Origin of the sequence: Agreia sp. Leaf244 (genome assembly GCF_001422695.1) — a bacterium.
Lineage (GTDB): Bacteria > Actinomycetota > Actinomycetes > Actinomycetales > Microbacteriaceae > Agreia.
Genome location: NZ_LMLX01000007.1, coordinates 1 through 18,608 on the forward strand (window position 1 = coordinate 1; position 18,608 = coordinate 18,608).

General features: G+C 67.1%; 18 protein-coding genes. 3 read left to right on the plus strand and 15 right to left on the minus strand.

Annotated elements, in window-relative coordinates; genetic code table 11:
* Positions 1–400 precede the first annotated feature (400 nt).
* A complete protein-coding gene (tyrS, locus tag ASF06_RS17545) occupies positions 401–1,702 on the minus strand; it encodes a tyrosine--tRNA ligase (protein WP_055950406.1) in 1,302 nt (433 codons plus the stop codon).
* A 141-nt stretch (positions 1,703–1,843) separates the two neighbouring features.
* Between tyrS and ASF06_RS17550 the strand changes: the two genes are divergently transcribed.
* Together ASF06_RS17550 and ASF06_RS19905 are read left to right on the plus strand one after the other, a co-directional pair.
* The gene (locus tag ASF06_RS17550) at positions 1,844–2,470 is read left to right on the plus strand and encodes a hypothetical protein (RefSeq protein WP_055950119.1); all 627 of its coding nucleotides are present in this window, start codon (positions 1,844–1,846) and stop codon (positions 2,468–2,470) included.
* Between the two features lies 1 nt (position 2,471).
* Positions 2,472–3,176, plus strand: a complete 705-nt coding sequence (locus ASF06_RS19905) for a hypothetical protein (protein ID WP_055950123.1) — start codon at positions 2,472–2,474, stop codon at positions 3,174–3,176.
* A 15-nt stretch (positions 3,177–3,191) separates the two neighbouring features.
* On the opposite strand, the gene ASF06_RS17560 is transcribed toward ASF06_RS19905, so the two are convergent.
* Genes ASF06_RS17560 through argC form a run of 8 tightly spaced genes read right to left on the minus strand, consistent with a single transcriptional unit; the run spans position 3,192 to position 10,714 of the window.
* Positions 3,192–3,815, minus strand: a complete 624-nt coding sequence (locus ASF06_RS17560; protein WP_055950125.1) for a DNA-3-methyladenine glycosylase — start codon at positions 3,813–3,815, stop codon at positions 3,192–3,194.
* A gap of 3 nt (positions 3,816–3,818) precedes the next feature.
* On the minus strand, positions 3,819–3,965 hold the full coding sequence (locus tag ASF06_RS19620) for a hypothetical protein (RefSeq protein WP_157412189.1): 147 nt from the start codon (positions 3,963–3,965) through the stop codon (positions 3,819–3,821).
* Positions 3,965–5,413 (minus strand): argininosuccinate lyase, encoded by a 1,449-nt coding sequence (argH, locus tag ASF06_RS17565; RefSeq protein ID WP_055950128.1) that lies wholly within the window; start codon positions 5,411–5,413, stop codon positions 3,965–3,967. Before argH ends, ASF06_RS19620 begins: the two co-directional genes overlap by 1 nt.
* 5 nt (positions 5,414–5,418) lie before the next feature.
* Entirely contained in the window at positions 5,419–6,363 is a 945-nt protein-coding gene (gene argF, locus ASF06_RS17570; RefSeq protein WP_055950131.1) for an ornithine carbamoyltransferase, read from the minus strand.
* 55 nt (positions 6,364–6,418) lie between these two features.
* Positions 6,419–7,615 (minus strand): acetylornithine transaminase, encoded by a 1,197-nt coding sequence (locus ASF06_RS17575; protein ID WP_082501057.1) that lies wholly within the window; start codon positions 7,613–7,615, stop codon positions 6,419–6,421.
* A complete protein-coding gene (argB, locus tag ASF06_RS17580) occupies positions 7,612–8,511 on the minus strand; it encodes an acetylglutamate kinase (protein ID WP_055932126.1) in 900 nt (299 codons plus the stop codon). Before argB ends, ASF06_RS17575 begins: the two co-directional genes overlap by 4 nt.
* Positions 8,511–9,671 carry a bifunctional glutamate N-acetyltransferase/amino-acid acetyltransferase ArgJ gene (gene argJ / locus ASF06_RS17585; RefSeq protein ID WP_055950136.1) on the minus strand — a complete coding sequence of 387 codons (1,161 nt, stop codon included), beginning with the start codon at positions 9,669–9,671 and terminating at the stop codon, positions 8,511–8,513. The genes argB and argJ overlap by 1 nt, the downstream gene beginning before the upstream one ends.
* Complete coding sequence (gene argC / locus ASF06_RS17590; protein WP_055950139.1) at positions 9,668–10,714, minus strand: N-acetyl-gamma-glutamyl-phosphate reductase; 1,047 nt, start codon at positions 10,712–10,714, stop codon at positions 9,668–9,670. Before argC ends, argJ begins: the two co-directional genes overlap by 4 nt.
* A 136-nt stretch (positions 10,715–10,850) precedes the next feature.
* Between argC and ASF06_RS17595 the strand changes: the two genes are divergently transcribed.
* Positions 10,851–11,483 carry a DUF937 domain-containing protein gene (locus tag ASF06_RS17595; RefSeq protein ID WP_055950141.1) on the plus strand — a complete coding sequence of 211 codons (633 nt, stop codon included), beginning with the start codon at positions 10,851–10,853 and terminating at the stop codon, positions 11,481–11,483.
* Between the two features lie 80 nt (positions 11,484–11,563).
* On the opposite strand, the gene pheT is transcribed toward ASF06_RS17595, so the two are convergent.
* The 6 genes from pheT to ASF06_RS17625 form a co-directional block, all read right to left on the minus strand.
* A complete protein-coding gene (gene pheT, locus ASF06_RS17600; RefSeq protein ID WP_055950144.1) occupies positions 11,564–14,083 on the minus strand; it encodes a phenylalanine--tRNA ligase subunit beta in 2,520 nt (839 codons plus the stop codon).
* A gap of 3 nt (positions 14,084–14,086) precedes the next feature.
* On the minus strand, positions 14,087–15,127 hold the full coding sequence (gene pheS, locus ASF06_RS17605; protein ID WP_055950147.1) for a phenylalanine--tRNA ligase subunit alpha: 1,041 nt from the start codon (positions 15,125–15,127) through the stop codon (positions 14,087–14,089).
* 29 nt (positions 15,128–15,156) lie between these two features.
* Positions 15,157–16,065, minus strand: coding sequence for an amino acid ABC transporter permease (locus tag ASF06_RS17610; protein WP_082501058.1), 909 nt, complete (start codon positions 16,063–16,065; stop codon positions 15,157–15,159).
* The gene (locus tag ASF06_RS17615) at positions 16,062–16,709 is read right to left on the minus strand and encodes an amino acid ABC transporter permease (RefSeq protein WP_055950149.1); all 648 of its coding nucleotides are present in this window, start codon (positions 16,707–16,709) and stop codon (positions 16,062–16,064) included. The genes ASF06_RS17610 and ASF06_RS17615 overlap by 4 nt, the downstream gene beginning before the upstream one ends.
* A gap of 96 nt (positions 16,710–16,805) precedes the next feature.
* On the minus strand, positions 16,806–17,675 hold the full coding sequence (locus ASF06_RS17620; protein ID WP_055932103.1) for a glutamate ABC transporter substrate-binding protein: 870 nt from the start codon (positions 17,673–17,675) through the stop codon (positions 16,806–16,808).
* A 46-nt stretch (positions 17,676–17,721) separates the two neighbouring features.
* Entirely contained in the window at positions 17,722–18,537 is an 816-nt protein-coding gene (locus ASF06_RS17625; RefSeq protein WP_055932100.1) for an amino acid ABC transporter ATP-binding protein, read from the minus strand.
* Between the last annotated feature and the right edge of the window lie 71 nt (positions 18,538–18,608).

Genomic DNA, 18,608 nt, shown 5'->3' on the forward strand with positions numbered 1-18,608 from the left:
GCATTTGACTTAGTGCACGCTGTTGAGTTCTCAAGGATCGGACGCACCCGACATCAACCACACCAACCGGCACAGCATCACATCGAGGCAACTTCTCAAGCCTAGACCCGATCTTCGTTTCTGTCAAATCGTGTTTTTGCGGTGTTCCGGATGATTCCGGGCGCTCAACACGACTTCCAACAGAACGTTCCTGGGAAGAGGCGTTATACATCCTAAAGCAGTCCTACAGAACACTTCTAGAGCGAATCTGATTCAGCTTGGGATTTGGTCCCGCTTGAGGCCGGAAGCTCTTCGGCTTTCCGCACCTGTGGGGTGACAAGAGAAAACATTACGGGCAGATTCTGCGACCGTCAAAACCGGCGTGCAGCCCGGGCGTGTCGCCCCGGAATCCCGCGGTTCTTCACTCGACGAAGACTCCCGCGAGTGTTTTCTTGCCCCGGCGGAGCACCGCCACTCCCCCGCTCAGCATGGAACCGCTGATCGTGGCCGACTCTTCTGAGACCACGACATTGTTGACATACACACCGCCCTGGGCAATGGCGCGCCGCGCTTCACTCGCGCTTTTGGTCAGCCCGGTATCGACTAGCAGCTGCGCTATCGGGGCATCCGGCATGCACGTGGTGTTGGGCAGCTCGCGCAGGGCGGCGACCAAGGTCTCCGTCTCGAGATCGGCGAGGTCTCCCTGCCCGAAGAGGGCCTGGGCCGCGGCGATCGCGGATTCGGTGGCGGCGACGCCATGCACGAGCGAGGTCACCTCGTAGGCCAGCGTCTTCTGGGCCTCCCGGCGGAACGGCTCCTCGTCGACCAGCACCGCAATGCGCTCGATCTCGGCGCGGGAGAGGAAAGTGAAGATCTTGAGTCTCGCGATGACGTCGGCATCGAGCGTGTTGAGCCAGAACTGGTAGAACGCGTACGGGCTCGTGAGTGCAGGGTCGAGCCAGACGGCGTTGCCCTCGCTCTTGCCGAACTTCGTTCCGTCGGAGTTCGTGATCAGCGGTGTGCCGATCGCGTGAGCACTGCCGTGTTCGGCCCGGTGGATGAGATCCGTTCCACTCGTGAGATTGCCCCACTGATCGCTGCCGCCGGTCTGGAGCACGCAATCGAAGGTGCGGTACAGCTCGAGGAAGTCCATGCCCTGCAGGATCTGGTAGCTGAACTCCGTGTAGCTGATACCGGCGTCGGAGTTGAGCCGCGCGCTGACGGCATCCTTCTTCAGCATCGTGCCGACGCGGTAGTACTTGCCGATGTCACGGAGGAAGTCGATCGCCGAGAGAGGTTGCGTCCAGTCGAGGTTGTTGACCATGCGAGCCGGGTTGTCGCCGTCGAAACTCAGGAACCTCTCGATCTGACCCCGGAGGTACTCGACCCACTCGGCGACCGTGTCCTTGGTGTTGAGCGTGCGCTCGGCGGTGGGGCGCGGATCGCCGATGAGACCGGTCGACCCTCCCACAAGACCGAGAGGCCGGTGCCCGGCGAGCTGCAATCTGCGCAGCAGAAGGATCTGCACCAGGTTGCCCAAGTGGAGACTCGGAGCGGTCGGGTCGAATCCGCAGTAGTAGGTGATCGGCGGCCCTGAGAGAAGCTTCTTCAGAGAGTCCCGGTCGGTGGAGACATGGACGAGGCCGCGCCACTCGATCTCGTCCCAGACGTCGTCGAACGAGGAATCGTTGTGCTGGCGGGACAGGAGTTCGCTCTGGATCATCGACACCTGATCACAGTATCAGCGGCGATCGGGGTGCTTCGGGCGAATGGAACAGGCCTCTGGCCTTGATGTGCTGTCAATCAGGCCTATAGACTTGATTATCGAGACATCAAGGCTCCAGCCTTGACTAGAGGGGATCCCATGTTCGTCATCACCGCAGACCAGGTCGACAGCCGCCACTCCGCCGACCTCGTATCACCGGCCGTTGCCCACCTCGACGACGTCTTCGGAGCGGGACTCGCCCTGCCGGTAGACAGGAACGCCGGTGACGAGCTGCAGGCTCTCGTCGTCGACTCGGCCACCGCCGTCGCGATGGTCCTCGAACTCACCCGCACGGGCGACTGGAGCGTCGGGCTCGGAACAGGCGACGTCGAGCGGCCCCTGGCCTCGTCGACACGCGAGACTCGAGGCCCCGCCTTCATCGCGGCCAGGGCGGCCGTCGACTCGGCAAAGAAGTCGCCCCTGCGATTCGCCTTCCGAGACGGAACGCCCTCGAGGCAGACCGACGCGACCGACATCGAGGCCCTCATGCTTCTCCTGCTCTCGGTGCGCGACCGCCGCACCGAACAGGGATGGCAGGTCTACGACCTGCTCGCCCAAGGACGCACGCAGAGGGAGGCCGCCGACATCCTCGGCATCACACCCCAGGCGGTGAGCGACCGGATGTCGGCGGCCCAGGTCAGAATCGACCTCGAAGCCCACGCACCCCTCAGCCGGCTGCTGTCGCGGCTCACCGAATCATCCGAACACTCGAAAGACGAGGTCTGACGTGAACACCGTGATCGTTGTCCTCCTCGCCGCGGGTCTCCTCGCGAGCGTGATCGCTCTCGCCCTCGATCTGCGAACGAGCGGCGCCCGGCCTCGACGACCGCGCGGTGCTCGATCCGCCGACGTCATCCTCGCCGCAACCACCGTCCTCGCCGCAGGCAGTCTCGTCGCAGCACTGGCCTGCGAGGCGCTCGCTCCGCACGACGACTCCGCGCAACCCATCACCCGAGTCCTCACGACTGCCCTTGCACTCGCCTTGGCGACCGTCGGCGGAGGACCGTTCGCCGTGCTCGCTCTGCGCCTCGCAACCCGAGGAGCGAGCCGCGCCGGAGCGCACGGAGGCATCCTCATCGGCGAGAACTCGACGCAGGCGGTTCCGGCCGCCGCACCCGCACCCTCCTCGCCACTCGGCATCTTCCGCCGACGCAAAGAGGCCCCCCGCACCTCCCCCGCGTCGCCCTCTCAGGCGATGGGAACCCCGGCGGTCGAGGTGCTGCGCGGAGGAACGACCATCGGAGTCCTCGAGCGACTCGCGATCGCCGGCTCGATCGTCGCCGGGTTCCCCGAGGCCGTCGCCGTGATCATCGCGATCAAGGGCGTCGGCCGCTTCAGCGAACTGGCGGCGCCGGAGGCCAAGGAGCGGTTCATCATCGGAACCCTCGCGAGCTTCGTCTGGGCCGGTGCCTGCGCACTCGTCCTGCGGTAGAACGCGGTCGACGGGTCAATCGCGTTTCCTCGGCACGCTCGCCCGATAGGGCGAGACGGTCGGATCGTTCGGGATGAAGAACCGCCACGGGTACTCGGAGAGTCCACCCGGCCCGCTGACTCCCGTGCGCACACTCGTGCCGACATCCGGAACCTGGTCATCGAGCTCGAGCGTGTAGACCGCACCCGTCAGGTCGGCCCCGCCGTCTGAGAGCGGAATGCCCATCGCCTTGGTGAGCCGGGCCGGTCCCCGGGCGAGATCGCGGAACGCGACCTGCTCCCCGCGGTTCGATCGCGCGTGCTCCGCACCGGCGACGATCTCGCCCGCCCTCAGCAGCACGGCCGAGGACTGTCCCTCCGGAGAGCAGACGATGTTGGCGCACACGTGCATGCCGTAGGTGAAATACGTGTAGAGGTGCAGCGGCGGTCCGAACATCACCGCGTTGCGCGCTGTCTTCCCGCGAAAACTGTGCGACCCCGGATCCTCCCCGACGCCCAGGTATGCCTCGACCTCTGTGATGCGCAGAGAGATGTCACCCAGCGGAGAGTGCCGGGTGAGCCGCGCGCCGAGCAACGACGGAGCGACTTCGACGCTTGACCTGTCGAAGAAGCCCGACTCGTTCGACGCCGGCGTGAACACCGTCTAGAACATGCCCTTGCCCGAGACCACCGAGACGATCACCACGAACACGAGAACCGCAACGGCGACGGCCACGACGATCCAGGTCGTGCGCCGAGACATCGGCGGCCGGCTGCGCTTCTTCTTGTTGTTCTCATTGCGGAGGGTCATCAGGCTCCGATCTCGGGTGCGGCGGCGGCCTGAAGGGCACGAACGCTCTGCGTGAGCGCCGCAAGCTGTTCCCTGACTCGATCGGGCGCGGTTCCGCCGCGGCCGTCTCGGCTCGACACCGACCCCTCGATCGTGAGCACGGATCGCACCGCCGGCACCAGGTGCGGCGACAGCGAGGCGTACTGTTCGTCGCTCAACTCGTCGAGCTCGAGGTCGTTCTCCTCTGCGAACCGCACAAGAGCGCCCGTGATCTCATGGGCATCCCTGAAGGACACGTGCTGCTTCACCAGCCACTCCGCCACGTCGGTGGCGAGGGAGAACCCCTGCGGCGCGAGTTCCGCCATGCGGTCGGTATGGAACGTCATCGTTGCGACCATCCCCGTGAACGCCGGCAGCAGCACCTCGAGCGTGGTGATGGAGTCGAAGACCGGCTCCTTGTCCTCCTGCAGGTCGCGGTTGTACGCGAGCGGGAGTCCCTTGAGCGTGGTCAACAGGCCCGTGAGGTTACCGATGAGCCGACCGGACTTGCCCCGAGCGAGCTCGGCGATATCCGGGTTCTTCTTCTGGGGCATGATCGACGAGCCCGTGGAGTAGGAGTCGGACAGCGTGACGAAGCCGAACTCCTTCGTGTTCCACAGGATGATCTCCTCGGCGAAGCGGGAGAGGTCGATGCCGATCTGAGCGGTGATGAAGGCGAACTCCGCCACGACGTCGCGGCTCGCCGTTCCGTCGATCGAGTTCCAGGAGCTCTGGTCGAAGCCGAGCTCGACGGCGACCGCCTGAGCGTCGAGGCCCAGGGTGTTTCCCGCCAGGGCTCCCGACCCGTAGGGCGACCAGTTCGCTCGACGATCCCAGTCGACGAAGCGCTCGAGATCGCGGACGAGCGGCCAGCAATGCGCGAGAAGGTGGTGCGACAGCAGCACGGGCTGGGCATGCTGCAGATGGGTGCGCCCGGGAAGGATCGCCCCGAAATGCCTGTCGGCCTGGGCCGCGATCGCGTCGACGAGATCGGTCACCAGATGACGGATGCGCGCGGCATGGTCGCGCAGCAGCATGCGCACGAGCGTGGCGATCTGGTCGTTGCGGCTCCGCCCCGCGCGGAGCTTGCCGCCGAGATCCACACCGGCGCGATCGATGAGCCCGCGTTCCAACGCCGAATGAACGTCTTCGTCGGATGCCAGCGGCCGGAACGTGCCGTCGGCCACGTCGGAGTCGAGTGCGTCGAGTGCATCGAGCATGCCGGTCAGCTCGTCGGCAGCGAGGTACCCGGCCTGCGCCAGGGCCCGCGCATGGGCACGCGATCCGGCGATGTCGTAGGCGGCGAGCTGCCAATCGAAGTGGGTCGACCGGCTCAGGTCGACGAGTTCGGGGGCGGGGCCACCCGCGAAGCGTCCGCCCCAGAGGGCTCCCGCTTCGCCGGCGCGGTTGGAGACGTCGTGTTCACTCATCGCTCTCAGTCTCCCACGGTGACCGGCGCCTGCTGGCGGAGGAGCCAGACCAGAAGCGCCTTCTGGGCATGGAGTCGGTTCTCCGCCTCGTCCCAGATGACGCTCTGCGGCCCGTCGATGACATCGGCGCTGACCTCGTAGCCGCGGTCGGCCGGAAGGCAGTGCAGGAAGAGGGCGTTCGGCTTCGCCTTGTCGAGGAGATCCTGATCGACCTGGTAGCCGCCGAAGATCGCCACGCGCTCGGCCTTCTCATCTTCCTTGCCCATCGACACCCAGGTGTCGGTGACCACGATGTCCGCATCGCGGACCGCGTCGGCGGGGTCGACGTGCACCGCGACGGATCCCCCGGTCTCGGCCGCACGAGCCTCGGCGTCGGCCAACACGGCCGCATCCGGTGCGAATTCGGCCGGCGCCCCGATGCGCACATGCATGCCCGCCGTGGCGCAGGCGAGCAGGTACGACTGCGCCATATTGCTGGCCCCGTCTCCGAGGAAGGCGACGGTCTGCCCGGCGAGCGACCCGCGATGCTCACGGATGGTCAGCAGATCGGCGAGCAGCTGGCACGGGTGGAACTCGTCGGAGAGGGCGTTCACGACGGGAACCGTCGTTCCCTTCGCCATCTCCTCCAGACCAGTCTGCGCATAGGTGCGCCAGACGATCGCCGCGACCTGCCGCTCGAGCACCCGGGCCGTGTCGGAGGCGGTCTCCTTGCCGCCGAGCTGGCTCGACGCCATGCTGATGATCAACGGGCTGCCGCCCAGATCGGCGATGCCGACCGCGAACGAGACGCGGGTGCGCGTGGACGACTTGTCGAAGATCACGGCCACGGTCTGCGGCCCGGCCAGGGGCTGCGTCTGGAATCGGTCTCGCTTGAGCTCCAATGCCAGGTCGAGGATCTCAGCCTGCTCGGCAGGTGAGAGGTCGTCGTCGCGCAGGAAATGTCTGGTCACGGGAGATCTTTCGATAAATGGCGGAAAGGGAAAGACTAGCGCGGGCCGCGAAGGCTCAGGAGGCGGGCACCGCGTCGAGGGCGCTGCGGAACCGCTCTGCGAAGAGCGCGAGCTCGGCGTCGCCCACGATGAGCGGCGGGGCGATGCGGATGCTCGAGTCGTTCGCCGCGTTGACGATGAGCCCGGCGGCCAGGGCGGCCGCAGCCACCGCACCCGCGACCGGTGTCGTCAAACCGACGCCGACGAGAAGTCCGCGACCGCGGACCTCCGCGACGCGGGGAGATCCGATGTCTCGAATGATCTGCCGCAGCTGTTCGCCGCGCAGCGCCGCGTTCTGCAGGAGCCCTGCCGCCTCGATCTCGCTGAGGACCGCGTCGGCCGTCGCCGTGGCGAGAGGATTGCCGCCGAAGGTGGAGCCGTGCATGCCCCGTTGGAAGAGCTCCGACGCCCATCCGAACGTGACGAGCGCACCGATGGGGAATCCGCCGCCCATGCCCTTGGCCATCGTCACCGCGTCGGGGAGGATGCCGAACTGCTCGTAGGCGAACCAGGTACCCGTGCGGCCGGCGCCGGTCTGGATCTCGTCGAGGATCAGCAGCACACCGTGCTCGGCCGTCAGCTCACGGGCACGCACCAAGAACCCGTCGGGCAGGTCGACCACGCCGGCCTCCCCCTTGATCGGTTCGACGATGAGCGCGGAGACGGATCCGTCGATCGACCGCTCGAGCGCCTCGATCGTCGAGTCGATGTGCTCGACGCCGGAGGGCATGGGCTCGAATGCGTCGCGCAGGCTCGGCTTTCCGGTCAGGGCCAGTGCGCCCATCGTGCGACCGTGGAAGGAATCGTGCAGGGCCAGCACCCGGTGGCGGTTGCCGCCCGCGCGATTGAGCCGCGCGAGCTTGAATGCGGCCTCGTTCGCCTCGGCGCCGGAGTTGCCGAAGTACACACGACCCTCGGCCCCCGCCCCCGTGATGCGCTTGAGCCGTTCGGCGAGGGCGAGCTGCGGGGCCGTCGTGAAGTAGTTCGAGACATGCGCCAGGGTCGCGGCCTGGCGAGACACGGCTTCGACGAAGGCCGGATGCGCGTGGCCGAGCGAGTTGACGGCTATGCCGGCCAGAAAGTCGAGATACTGCTTTCCGGACTCGTCCCAGACGTAGCATCCCTCGCCGCGGGCGAGCAGCCCGAGGGGCGCGCCCATCGACTTCATCAGGGAATCGCCGAATCTATTCGTCCATGGTGTTTCGGTGCTCACGATGCCTCCCGGCTGACCTCGGTGCCGATGCCGCTGCGGGTGAAGACCTCGAGCAGGATCGAATGCGGTGTGCGTCCGTCGATGATCGCGGCCTTGGCCACGCCGCCGTCGACGGCTTCGAGGCAGGCGGCCATCTTCGGGATCATGCCCGATTCGAGACCGGGCAGCAGCGCGCGCAGCGCCTCGGAATCGATGCTGCTCACGAGCGAGTCCCTGTTGGGCCAGTCGCTGTACAGACCCGCCACGTCGGTGAGAATGACCAGCTTCACCGCTCCCAGCGCGACGGCGAGTGCCGCGGCGGCCGCGTCGGCGTTGACGTTGAGCGACTGGCCGGGGTTGTCGGCGTCGGGCGCGATCGACGACACGACGGGAATGTACCCCGCGTCGAGTCGCTGCCGGATGGCATCCGGATTCACGCTGACGATGTCGCCCACCTGGCCGATGTCGATCTGCTCCCCATCGATCTCGATGGTGCGCTTGCGGCCGGCGAACAGGCCCGCATCGTCTCCTGAGAACGCGACGGCCAGAGGTCCGTGCTCGTTGATGTGTCCCACGATCTCGCGGCTGATCTGTCCGGCGAGCACCATGCGCACGACATCCATCGCTTCGGGACTGGTGACCCGGTATCCGCCGCGGAATTCGCTCTGGATGCCGAGGCGATCGAGCATGGCAGAGATCTGCGGCCCGCCGCCGTGCACAACGACCGGCCGGATGCCCGCATAGCGGAGGAAGACCATGTCTTCGGCGAACGACTTCTGCAGCGCCTCGTCGACCATGGCGTTGCCGCCGAACTTGATGACCATGATCTGGTTGTGGAATCTCTTGAGCCAGGGAAGCGACTCGATCAGGGTCGCGACCTTGTCGCCTGCGGTGGGCGAGAAAGGAATGTCAGTCATCAGGTGGCGTATGCGCTGTTCTCGTGGACGTAGTCGTGGGTGAGGTCGTTCGTGAGGATGGTGGCCGTCGATGTGCCGACCTTGAGGTCGATCAGCACGTGCACGGCGCGCGGGGAGAGATCGACGGCATCGCTCGGCTGGTCGGGCTGGCCCGCCGAGCAGACACGCACCCCGTTGATCGTCACGTCGATGTCGAAGGGATCGAATTCGGCCTGGGTCGTTCCCACGGCGGCGAGCACGCGTCCCCAGTTGGGATCGTTGCCGAACACGGCCGCCTTGAACAGGTTGCTGCGCGACACGGCGCGCCCGACGTCGACGGCGTCGTCTTCGGATGCCGCCCGGATCGTCTCGATCGTGATGTCGTGGCTCGCACCCTCCGCATCGCCCTGCAGCTGCTCGGCGAGATCGGCGCAGATCGATTGGACGGCGGCCGCGAATTCGGCTGGGTCGGGCACGATTCCGGATGCGCCGGAGGCCATGAGCGTGACCTGGTCGTTGGTCGACATGCAGCCGTCAGAGTCGAGGCGGTCGAACGTCACCCGGGTCGCGGCGCGAAGTGCGGAGTCGAGTTCGGGGCTTGAGACATCGGCGTCGGTGGTGATGACCACCAGCATGGTCGCAAGTCCCGGGGCGAGCATGCCGGCGCCCTTGGCCATGCCGCCGATCACCCACCCCGACGGCGAGGTCACGGAGGCCTGCTTGGGATGCGAGTCCGTCGTCATGATGGCACGCGCGGCGTCCGGGCCACCCTCGCCGGTCAGGGCGGGCGCCGCGACGTCCACGCCCGCCAGCAGGCGGTCGCGGAAGCTCTGGTCGCCCGTTCCGATCAGCCCGGTGGAGCAGACGAGAACGTCGCCCGACGATATGCCGAGGCGGGCAGCGACCTGCTCCGCAGTCTGATGGGTGGTCTGGAACCCGAACGCGCCGGTGTAGCAGTTGGCGCCGCCCGAGTTGAGCACGATGGCCTCGATCGACCCGTCGAGGATCGCCTGGCGCGACCAGATGATGGGGTTCGCCGTGCAGCGGTTGCTGGTGAACACCGCAGCAGCCGAGCTGCGGGGGCCGAGGTTCTGAACGAGCGCGACGTCGAGATCACCCGACGCTTTGAGCCCTGAGGCGACGCCCGCCGCGACGAATCCCTGCGCTGCTGTGACACTCACGGTGCGACTCCATTCACCGGCAGGCCGGTCGTTTCTGCCAGACCGAGCGCGATATTCGCCGACTGGATGGCGGCACCGGCCGTGCCCTTGACGAGGTTGTCGAGGGCGGTGACGGTCACGACGCGGCCTGCGGCCTCATCGACCGCCAACCCGACCAGGGCGACGTTGGCGCCCAGGACATCGGCCGTGCGCGGAAAGCGGCCCTGGGGAAGGAGATGCACGAACGGCTCGTCGGAGTACGCGAGCTCCCAGGCGCTCCGTACATCGCTCGCGGTGACTCCGGGCGCCAGTCGAGCGGTAGAGGTGGCCAGGATCCCCCTGGCCATCGGCACGAGCATCGGCGTGAACGACACCGAGGTGCGTTCGCCCGATGCGCCGCTGAGGTTCTGGATGATCTCCGGCACGTGGCGGTGCCGCCCGCCGACACCGTAGGCACTGGCCGATCCGAGGATCTCGGAGGCGAGAAGATCGGTGCGCAGCGCCTTGCCTGCCCCCGAGGGACCGACAGCGAGAACAGCCACGATGTCTTCACCCTCGATGACGTGGGCGGCCAGGCCGGGCGCGAGGCCCAGCGAGATGGCGGTGACGTTGCAGCCGGGAACGGCGATGCGCTTCACACCTTCGAGCGCTGTGCGCTGCCTCGACCCGTCGTGCCGGAGGAGTTCGGGAAGCCCGTAGGGCCAGGAGCCGTAGAACTCGCCGCCGTAGAACTCGGCCCAGTCCTTCTCGTCGACGAGGCGGTGGTCTGCGCCGCAGTCGACGACGAGCGTCGACGCATCGAGCTGCTCGGTCAGCTCGCCGGACTTGCCGTGCGGCAGTCCCAGGAAGACGACGTCGTGGCCGGCCAGGTTCTCGGCCGTCGTGTCGACGAGTTCGAGATGAGCAAGGGATCGCAGGTGCGGATGGACGTCGATCAGGCGCTGTCCGGCGTTGGCGTGCGCCGTGACGGTCGCCACCTCGAATTCGGGATGGTCGGCGAGCAGTCGGAGCACCTCGCCACCCGCGTATCCGCTCGCACCGGCAACAGCCACCGAAAAAGTCATGCCTTAAATCTAGTCGCTCTCACGGAGGCGACCGGATTCACCGACGGCGCGCGCCGCCCAGCCGCGGCGGCGTCACTACTGTGGAAGCATGATCCGGGCGCGACGGCGCGCCCGCCAGAGGGAAAGAAGGCTCATCATGGATGGACTCGACGAACTGGCCAGGCAGCTTCCCATCGGTGCCATCGCCACGAGACTCGGCGTCAGCGAGGCCGAGGCGAGGGAGGCCGTGGACGAGGCGCTGCCCGCGCTGGTCTCCGGTCTGGCGGCCAACAGCGCGACGCCGCAGGGCGAGAAGTCGCTCGAGAAGGCACTGCAGAAGCACTCCGACAGCTCCCTGCTCGACGGCGGTGTCGACGTCGACGCCGTCGATACCCACGACGGCGAGAAGATCGTGTCGAACATCTTCGGCGGCAACAAGGATCAGGTCGTGTCGGCCCTGGCCTCGACGAAGACGTCGACGACCCAGTCCGTCATCCAGAAGATCCTGCCGATCGTCGCGCCGATCGTTCTCGCGTGGCTCGCGCAGAAGTTCTTCGCCAAGACAGGCGGTGACACGAAGGGCTCCGCCGAGACGTCGGGCGGAGGAATCGGCGATGTGCTGGGCGGTCTCCTCGGCGGAGGGTCGGGCGGCACGGCCTCAGGGTCATCCGGAGGCATCGGCGACCTGCTCGGGGGTCTGCTGGGCGGCGGCAAGACCAGCGGTTCGGGCGGCTCGAGCGGCGGCATCGGCGACCTGCTCGGCGGCCTGCTGGGCGGCGGCAAGAAGTAGGTCTAGTTCCGCAGCCCCGCGCGCCACGCACCACGGGTCCGTCCGTCGCATCAGCGTCGGCCGGACCCGTGTGTTCAGGCTCAGTCGCGGAGTGTCGCGCCGAATTCCTCGGATGCGACCGCCAGGCCGGCGAGTTTGGCGTCAGACGCCTCCTTCGCCGTCAGCGTGCGATCGGTCGCGCGGAAGCGGAGCGCGAACGTGAGCGACTTCTGATCGTCATTCACCCCGGAGCCCCGGTAGTCGTCGACCAATCGGATGTCTTCGAGCAGAGGACCGGCTCCTCGCGCCACGGCCGCAGACACCTCGCCCGCGGGCGTCGTGCGCGGAACGACCAGCGACAGGTCCTGCGTCGCCGCAGGGAAGCCGAAGATCGGTCGTACCGCGATCTCTCGCGGCGACACGGCGATCAGCGCGTCGAGGTCGATCTCGGCGACGGCGACGACGCGGGGCAGGTGTGCCTCCTCGGCGATTCGAGGGAGCAGCTCCCCCGCGACACCGACGACGACATCACCGACGGTGAGCGACGCCGTGCGACCCGGATGCAGGGCGGGGTGCGAGCCCTGCACGGCACGGATGTCGACACCGAGTGCGAGCCCGAGCTGCCGCACCGAATCCAGCGCGTCGGCCAGGCCTACGGCACGGGCCTCGAGTGCCGGCTGCTTCTCCCAGGCGTTGCCCGTGAGGACGAACGCGACGTGTCGTGGCTGAGGAGGCAGGCCCGCGTCGAGCTGTGCCAGCACCTCGTCGCTGGGACGAGCGCCGCCCGGCGGCAGCTCGGTCTGCCCGTACACGACACCGGGCTCAGGAAGGAACACGAGACCGGTCTCGAAGAGCGCCAGGTCGAGGAGGCCGCGCGACAGGTTGCGACGCGCGATGTCGAGCAGCCCCGGGATCAGGGTCGTGCGCAGCAGCGGAGCCTCGGCGTCGAGTGGGTTCGCCACACGCATGGCCGTGACCGGCTCCCCCGAACGCGAGCCGAAGAGCTGGGTCGCGGCCTGCGACAGGAACGGGTAGGCCATCACCTCGACGAGACCGCTCGACGCCAGGGTCTGCGAGACCTGACGTCGGAGCAGCTGCTCCCTGGTGAGCCCCCGACCCGGCGGCGCGACGGGAAGAACGCTCGGGATGCGGTCGTAGCCGACGATGCGGGCGACCTCTTCGGCGAGCGCCGACTTGTGGGTGATGTCCGGGCGCCACGTGGGCGGTGTCACCACGAGACCACCGTCGACCTCAACGATCTGGCCACCGATCTCCGCGAGTGAGGTGCGGATCTCCTCGGCTGTGAAGTCGACACCGATCAGACCAGCGATATAGCCGTCGGGCAGCTCCACCGGAGCCGGTGCGTCGTGCTGCGAGTACGACGAGCCGAGCTCGTCGGCCGTTCCGCCTCCCAGATCGACGAGCAGCTGAACCACCCTCGCGGCTGCAGCAGCGGCGACCGCGGGGTCGACGCCGCGTTCGAAGCGACGCGAGGCCTCGCTCGGCAGCTTGTGCCGGCGGGCGGTGCGCGCAATCGACACCGGATCGAAGTTGGCGGCTTCGACGAGCACGGTTCGCGACGAGGAGTCGATCTCGGTCGAGGCGCCGCCCATGACGCCCGCGAGCCCGATGGGACCGGACTCGTCGGCGATCACCAGGTCTTCAGGGTCGAGCGACCGCTTCTGGTCGTCGAGGGTCACGAGCGTCTCGCCCGGTTTCGCCCGACGTACGCGGATGCCGCCGCTCAGCTTGTCGAAGTCGTAGCCGTGGGTGGGCTGGCCGAGCTCGAGCATCACGTAGTTCGTGACGTCGACGATGAGCGAGATCGATCGGATGCCGGCGAGGTTCAGTCTGGTCGCCATCCACGGCGGTGTCAGCCTCGTCGGGTCGACGTCTCGCACCACGCGCGTGATGAAGACCGTGGCGCCGACGCGACCGCGAATCGGGGCGTCGTCGTCGATGACGACGCTGACGCCCGACGCGTCGGTTAACTGGGGCGAGAGGGCCGGGTCGCGGAACGCCGCACCCGTCGCGTGGGCGTACTCGCGCGCGATTCCTCGAATGGAGAAGGCGTACCCGCGGTCGGGCGTGACATTGACCTCGACCGCCTGGTCGTCGAGCCCGAGCAGGGAGAGCGCGTCTGTGCCGACGGCGGGATCGAGGCCCAGTGTCACGAGCCGCAGGATGCCGTCGTGCTCGTCGCCCAGGCCCAGCTCACGACTCGACGCGATCATGCCGTCGGAGACGTGGCCGTAGGTCTTGCGTGCGGCGATCGCGAAGTCGCCGGGCAGGACGGCGCCGGGGAGCGTCACCACGACCTTGTCGCCGACCACGAAGTTGTGAGCGCCGCAGACGATTCCGCGCACGTCCTCTCCGCCATCCGCTGCCGTCTGGCCTTCGGGCGCGACACGCACGCTGCACCAGCGGATCGTCTTGCCGTTCGACTGCGGCTCCTCGACGAACTCGAGCACCTCGCCGACGACGATGGGGCCCGTGAGGTCGAACCCGTGCGAGCCCTCTTCTTCGAGCCCGACCTTGACGAGCGCGGCGTGCACATCGTCGATCGTGGAACCGGGGGCGAGATCGACGAATTCCGCCAACCATCCGAGTGGGATACGCATGGGCTAGACCACCATTCCGAACTGCTGACTGAAGCGGATATCGCCCTCGACCATGTCGCGCATGTCGTTGAGATCGTTGCGGAACTGGAGGGTGCGCTCGATGCCCATGCCGAAGGCGAAGCCCTGGTATTCCTCGGGATCGATGCCGGCCGACAGAAGCACGTTCGGGTTGACCATTCCGCATCCGCCCCACTCGACCCAGCGCGCGCCGCCCTTGGCGTTCGGCTGCCAGACGTCCATCTCGGCGCTCGGCTCGGTGAAGGGGAAGTAGTTGGGGCGCAGGCGGATCTTGGCGCCCTCGCCGAACATGGCGCGGGCGAAGTGCTCGAGGGTGCCGCGCAGGTGGGCCATCGTCAGGCCCTTGTCGATCGCGATGCCCTCGACCTGCATGAAGACGGGTGTGTGCGTGGCGTCGAGCTCATCGGTGCGGTAGACCCGCCCCGGCGCGATGACGTAGACGGGAAGCTCGCGAGAAAGCAGCGACCGCACCTGCACCGGCGACGTGTGCGTGCGCAGAAGGAGGTGCGACTCGACGGGATAGATGAAGAACGTGTCCTGCATGGCCCTGGCCGGGTGATCGGGTGCGAAGTTGAGCGCGTCGAAGTTGAACCACTCGCTCTCGAGCTCCGGGCCCTCCGCGACCTCCCATCCCATGCCCACGAAGATGTCGGCGATACGCTCCTGCAGAAGCGACAGCGGATGCCGGGCGCCCACACGGGCGCGCGTCGGCAGGGCCGTCACGTCGACGAATTCGGCCTCGAGCCGAGCCTCCTCCTCGTGAGCGACGATCTCGGACTCCCGCGCGGCGAGGGCCTGGGCAACCCGGGCGCGGGCCTGGCCCATGAGCTTGCCCGCGGCAGCCTTCTGATCTTTGGCGACGTCGCGGAGTGTGGCGTTCAGGCGGGACAGCACCGACGCCTCCCCCACGTGCGCGCTCCGCGCGGCCTTCAGGGCGGTCGAGTCATCGGCTGCCGCGATGGCGGACAACGCCGCATCGACGGCTGCAGCGACGGACTCGTCGGATATCACTAGTGGGTCAGACACGAGTCACAAGTTTAGCGACCCGCGACGAGCTACTCCGTCGTGCGGTCCTCGGGGTTCCTGGTGGGGGCACCGAGCGCGGAGATCGATGCGGTCGGGGTGATCTGATCCTTGGCAAGGATCTTGCCCGGGCTGCGTCGACGCGCGACTCGTCGTGCCACCGCCGAGAGGGAGAGGTTGACCGCGAGGTAGATCACGAGCGTCACGAGGAACAGGGAGAAGAGGTAGCGGTTGCCGACACTGCTGCCGAGGTTGTTCATGGTGGTGCGGATGAGCTCGTTGTAGCCGACGATGTAGCCGAGGCTGGTGTCTTTCAGCAGCACCACCAGCTGCGCGATGATCACCGGCAGCATCTGGCGGAAGGCCTGCGGGAACTCGATGAACGTCTTCGTCTGCAACCGGGTCAGTCCGAGGCTCAGCCCGGCCTCTCGCTGCCCCCGGGGCAGGGCGGCGAGGCCCGCGCGCAGCGACTCGCCGATGATCGCGCCGTTGTAGATACCGAGGGCGAGGACGACAGCCCAGAACGCTCCCGTCGAGGCCACGAGCAGGATGAAGAGCATCATCAGCAGCACGGGCATGCCGCGGAAGAACTCGAGCACGATCGTGGCGGGGATGCGCACGGCCGCGTGCACCGAGGTGCGCAGCATGGCGAACATCACCCCGATGACGAGGGCCATCGCCGCGGCGACGGCGGCGGCCTGGAGGGTCGCGAGGAGGCCTCCCCCGATGCGTACCCAGAGCTCGGCCAGCACGAAGATGTCCCAGCGCGACGCATCGAAGTAGCCCGGGAGCGTGATGCCGGAGGAGTCGCGCGGCTGGGCGAGGGTGTAGACGACCCAGGCCAGGCCGGCCGCGATCAGAACGACCACGATCACCGAGGCGATGCGCGAGCGGCGGCGGGTGCGTGGCCCCGGGGTGTCGAACAGAACGGAGGCGCTCATCGCTGTACCGCCAGCTTCTTCTCGAGGTGCGCGGACAGGATGCCGAGCGGAATGGTGACGACAAGGTAGAAGGCCGCGACGGCGAGCAGGATGGCGATCACGGCGTTGCCGTTGGCATTCGCCAGCTCTTTGGCGGCTGAGAACAATTCGAAGACGAAGAACCCGCCGGCGACCGAGGTGTTCTTCGTGAGCGCGATCAGCACGTTGATCAGCGGCGGAATCACCATGCGGAAGGCCTGCGGAAAGATGATGAGCGTCGTCGACTGCATGAAGCCGAGCCCCAGGCTGCGGGCCGCCTCGGCCTGGCCGACGGCGACGCCGTTGATGCCGGAGCGCAAGGCCTCGGCCACGAAGGGCGACGTGTAGAGAGTGAGACCGATGAAGGCCGCCCATTCGTAGGGCAGCCGCGAGCCCAGCTGGGGCAGCACGAAGGAGCAGAAGAACAGCACGAGCGTCAACGGGGTGTTGCGGAGCAGTTCGGTGTACACGCTCGCGAAGACGTTCAGCGAGGGCACCGGCGATATGCGCATTGCGGCGATCACCGTGCCGATGATGAGGGCGCAGACGCCGGAGGTAGCGAGCAGCCACAGGGTCATCCCAAAGGCTTCGATGAACCGGGGCAGGTTCTCGATGACGGCGTTCACTGTGGGCTCATCTCATGAGGAGGGACGGTCGAGGTGTCGACCTGTCCGGAGGGCCGTCCGCGGACATCGCGGCCGGCCCTCCGAGCAGGCTGTGGATCAGTACCGGTCGACGGCCGGCGGCTCCACGTATTCGAGGACCTCGCCCGCCGTGGCATCCCACGCGGCCTCGTAGCTGCCGTCTTCATACGACTCCTCGAGCACGTCGTTGATGAAGTTGCGGAAGTCGGTGTCGTCCTTCGCCAGTCCGATGCCGTAGGGCTCCTGGGTGAACGGCTTGCCGACGACCTTGAACTGACCCTCGTTCTGCTGCGCGAGGCCTGCAAGGATCACGTTGTCGGTGGAGACAGCGACGACCTGGCCGCCGCGGAGGGGCTCGAGGCAGTTCGTGTACGTGTCGGTCAGCAGCGGCTCCGCACCGATCTCGGTGAGCTTGGCTGCAGGAGTCGAGCCGGTCACGGAGCAGACCGGCTGCCCGACGAGGTCCTTCTCCGACTTGATGTCGTCGTTGTCGGCCTTCACCAGGATCGACTGGCCGGCCTCGTAGTACGGACCGGCGAAGGAGATGACCTCTTTGCGCTTGTCGTTGATCGTGTAGGTGGCGACCACGATGTCGACCTCGCCGTTCTGGATGAAGGGCTCGCGGTTGGCCGAGACGGCCTCTTTCCAGACGATCTTGTCTTCGGCGATGCCGAGCTTCGCGGCGATCAGCTTGCCGATCTCGACGTCGAAGCCCTTGGGGGTTCCGTCGATGTCGGTGAGGCCGAACAGCGGCTGGTCGAACTTCGTGCCGATCGTGATGGTGCCCGACTCCGCGAGGCGCTCCATGGTCGACCCGGCGGCGAATGTGGGTGCCGGCTCCGGCGTCGTGGTGGTCTCGGCCTCATCGAGCGACCCGGCGCATCCGGCCAGGGCGATCATGGTCGCCGCGGCCAGCGCGGCGATGCTCAGTTTTTTCGATGCTCTCATCGGTTTCGTACCTCTCTCCGTATGCTGCGTGCCCGACCACCGATGTTTAGTGGTCGAGTATTTTCGACAGGAAGTCCTGCGCCCTGTTCGACTGGGGGTTCGTGAAGAACTGTTCGGGGGTCGTCTCTTCTTCGATGCGGCCGTCGGCCATGAAGACGACGCGGTCGGCCGCCTTGCGCGCGAAGCCCATCTCGTGGGTGACGACGATCATGGTCATGCCGTCTTTCGCGAGCCCGACCATCACGTCGAGGACCTCGTTGATCATCTCGGGGTCGAGCGCGCTCGTCGGCTCGTCCATGAGGATGAGCTTCGGCTGCATCGTGAGCGATCGCGCGATGGCGACGCGCTGCTGCTGCCCGCCCGAGAGCTGGGCCGGCATCTTGTTGGCCTGATTCGCGATGCCGACGCGGTCGAGCATCTCCATGCCCCGCGCCTCGGCCGCCTTCTTCGACAGCTTGCGCACCTTGATAGGGGCCAGAGTGACGTTCTCGAGGATCGTCTTGTGGGCGAAGAGGTTGAACGACTGGAACACCATGCCGACGTCGGCACGCAGCTGGGCCAGGGCCTTGCCTTCTTCGGGAAGGACCTTGCCGTCGATGGTGATGCTGCCGGAATCGATCGTCTCGAGCCGGTTGATGGCGCGACAGAACGTCGACTTGCCGGATCCGCTGGGGCCGATCACCACCACGACCTCGCCACGATTGACGACCGTGTTGATGTTGTTCAGAACATGGAGTTCGCCGTAGTGCTTGTTGACATCTGTGAGGACGACGAGAGGTTCACCCCGACGAACGGAGATGTTCGACGTCGCCGGACCGGCCACCGCGTCGTTGACAGGGCCATCGGTGTTGGTTGAGTCCATGACCCCCACAGTAGGGGACCTCGTGTTACCGGCGTGTGTCGGACGGTCGACGGTTACCCAACCGTGATCGC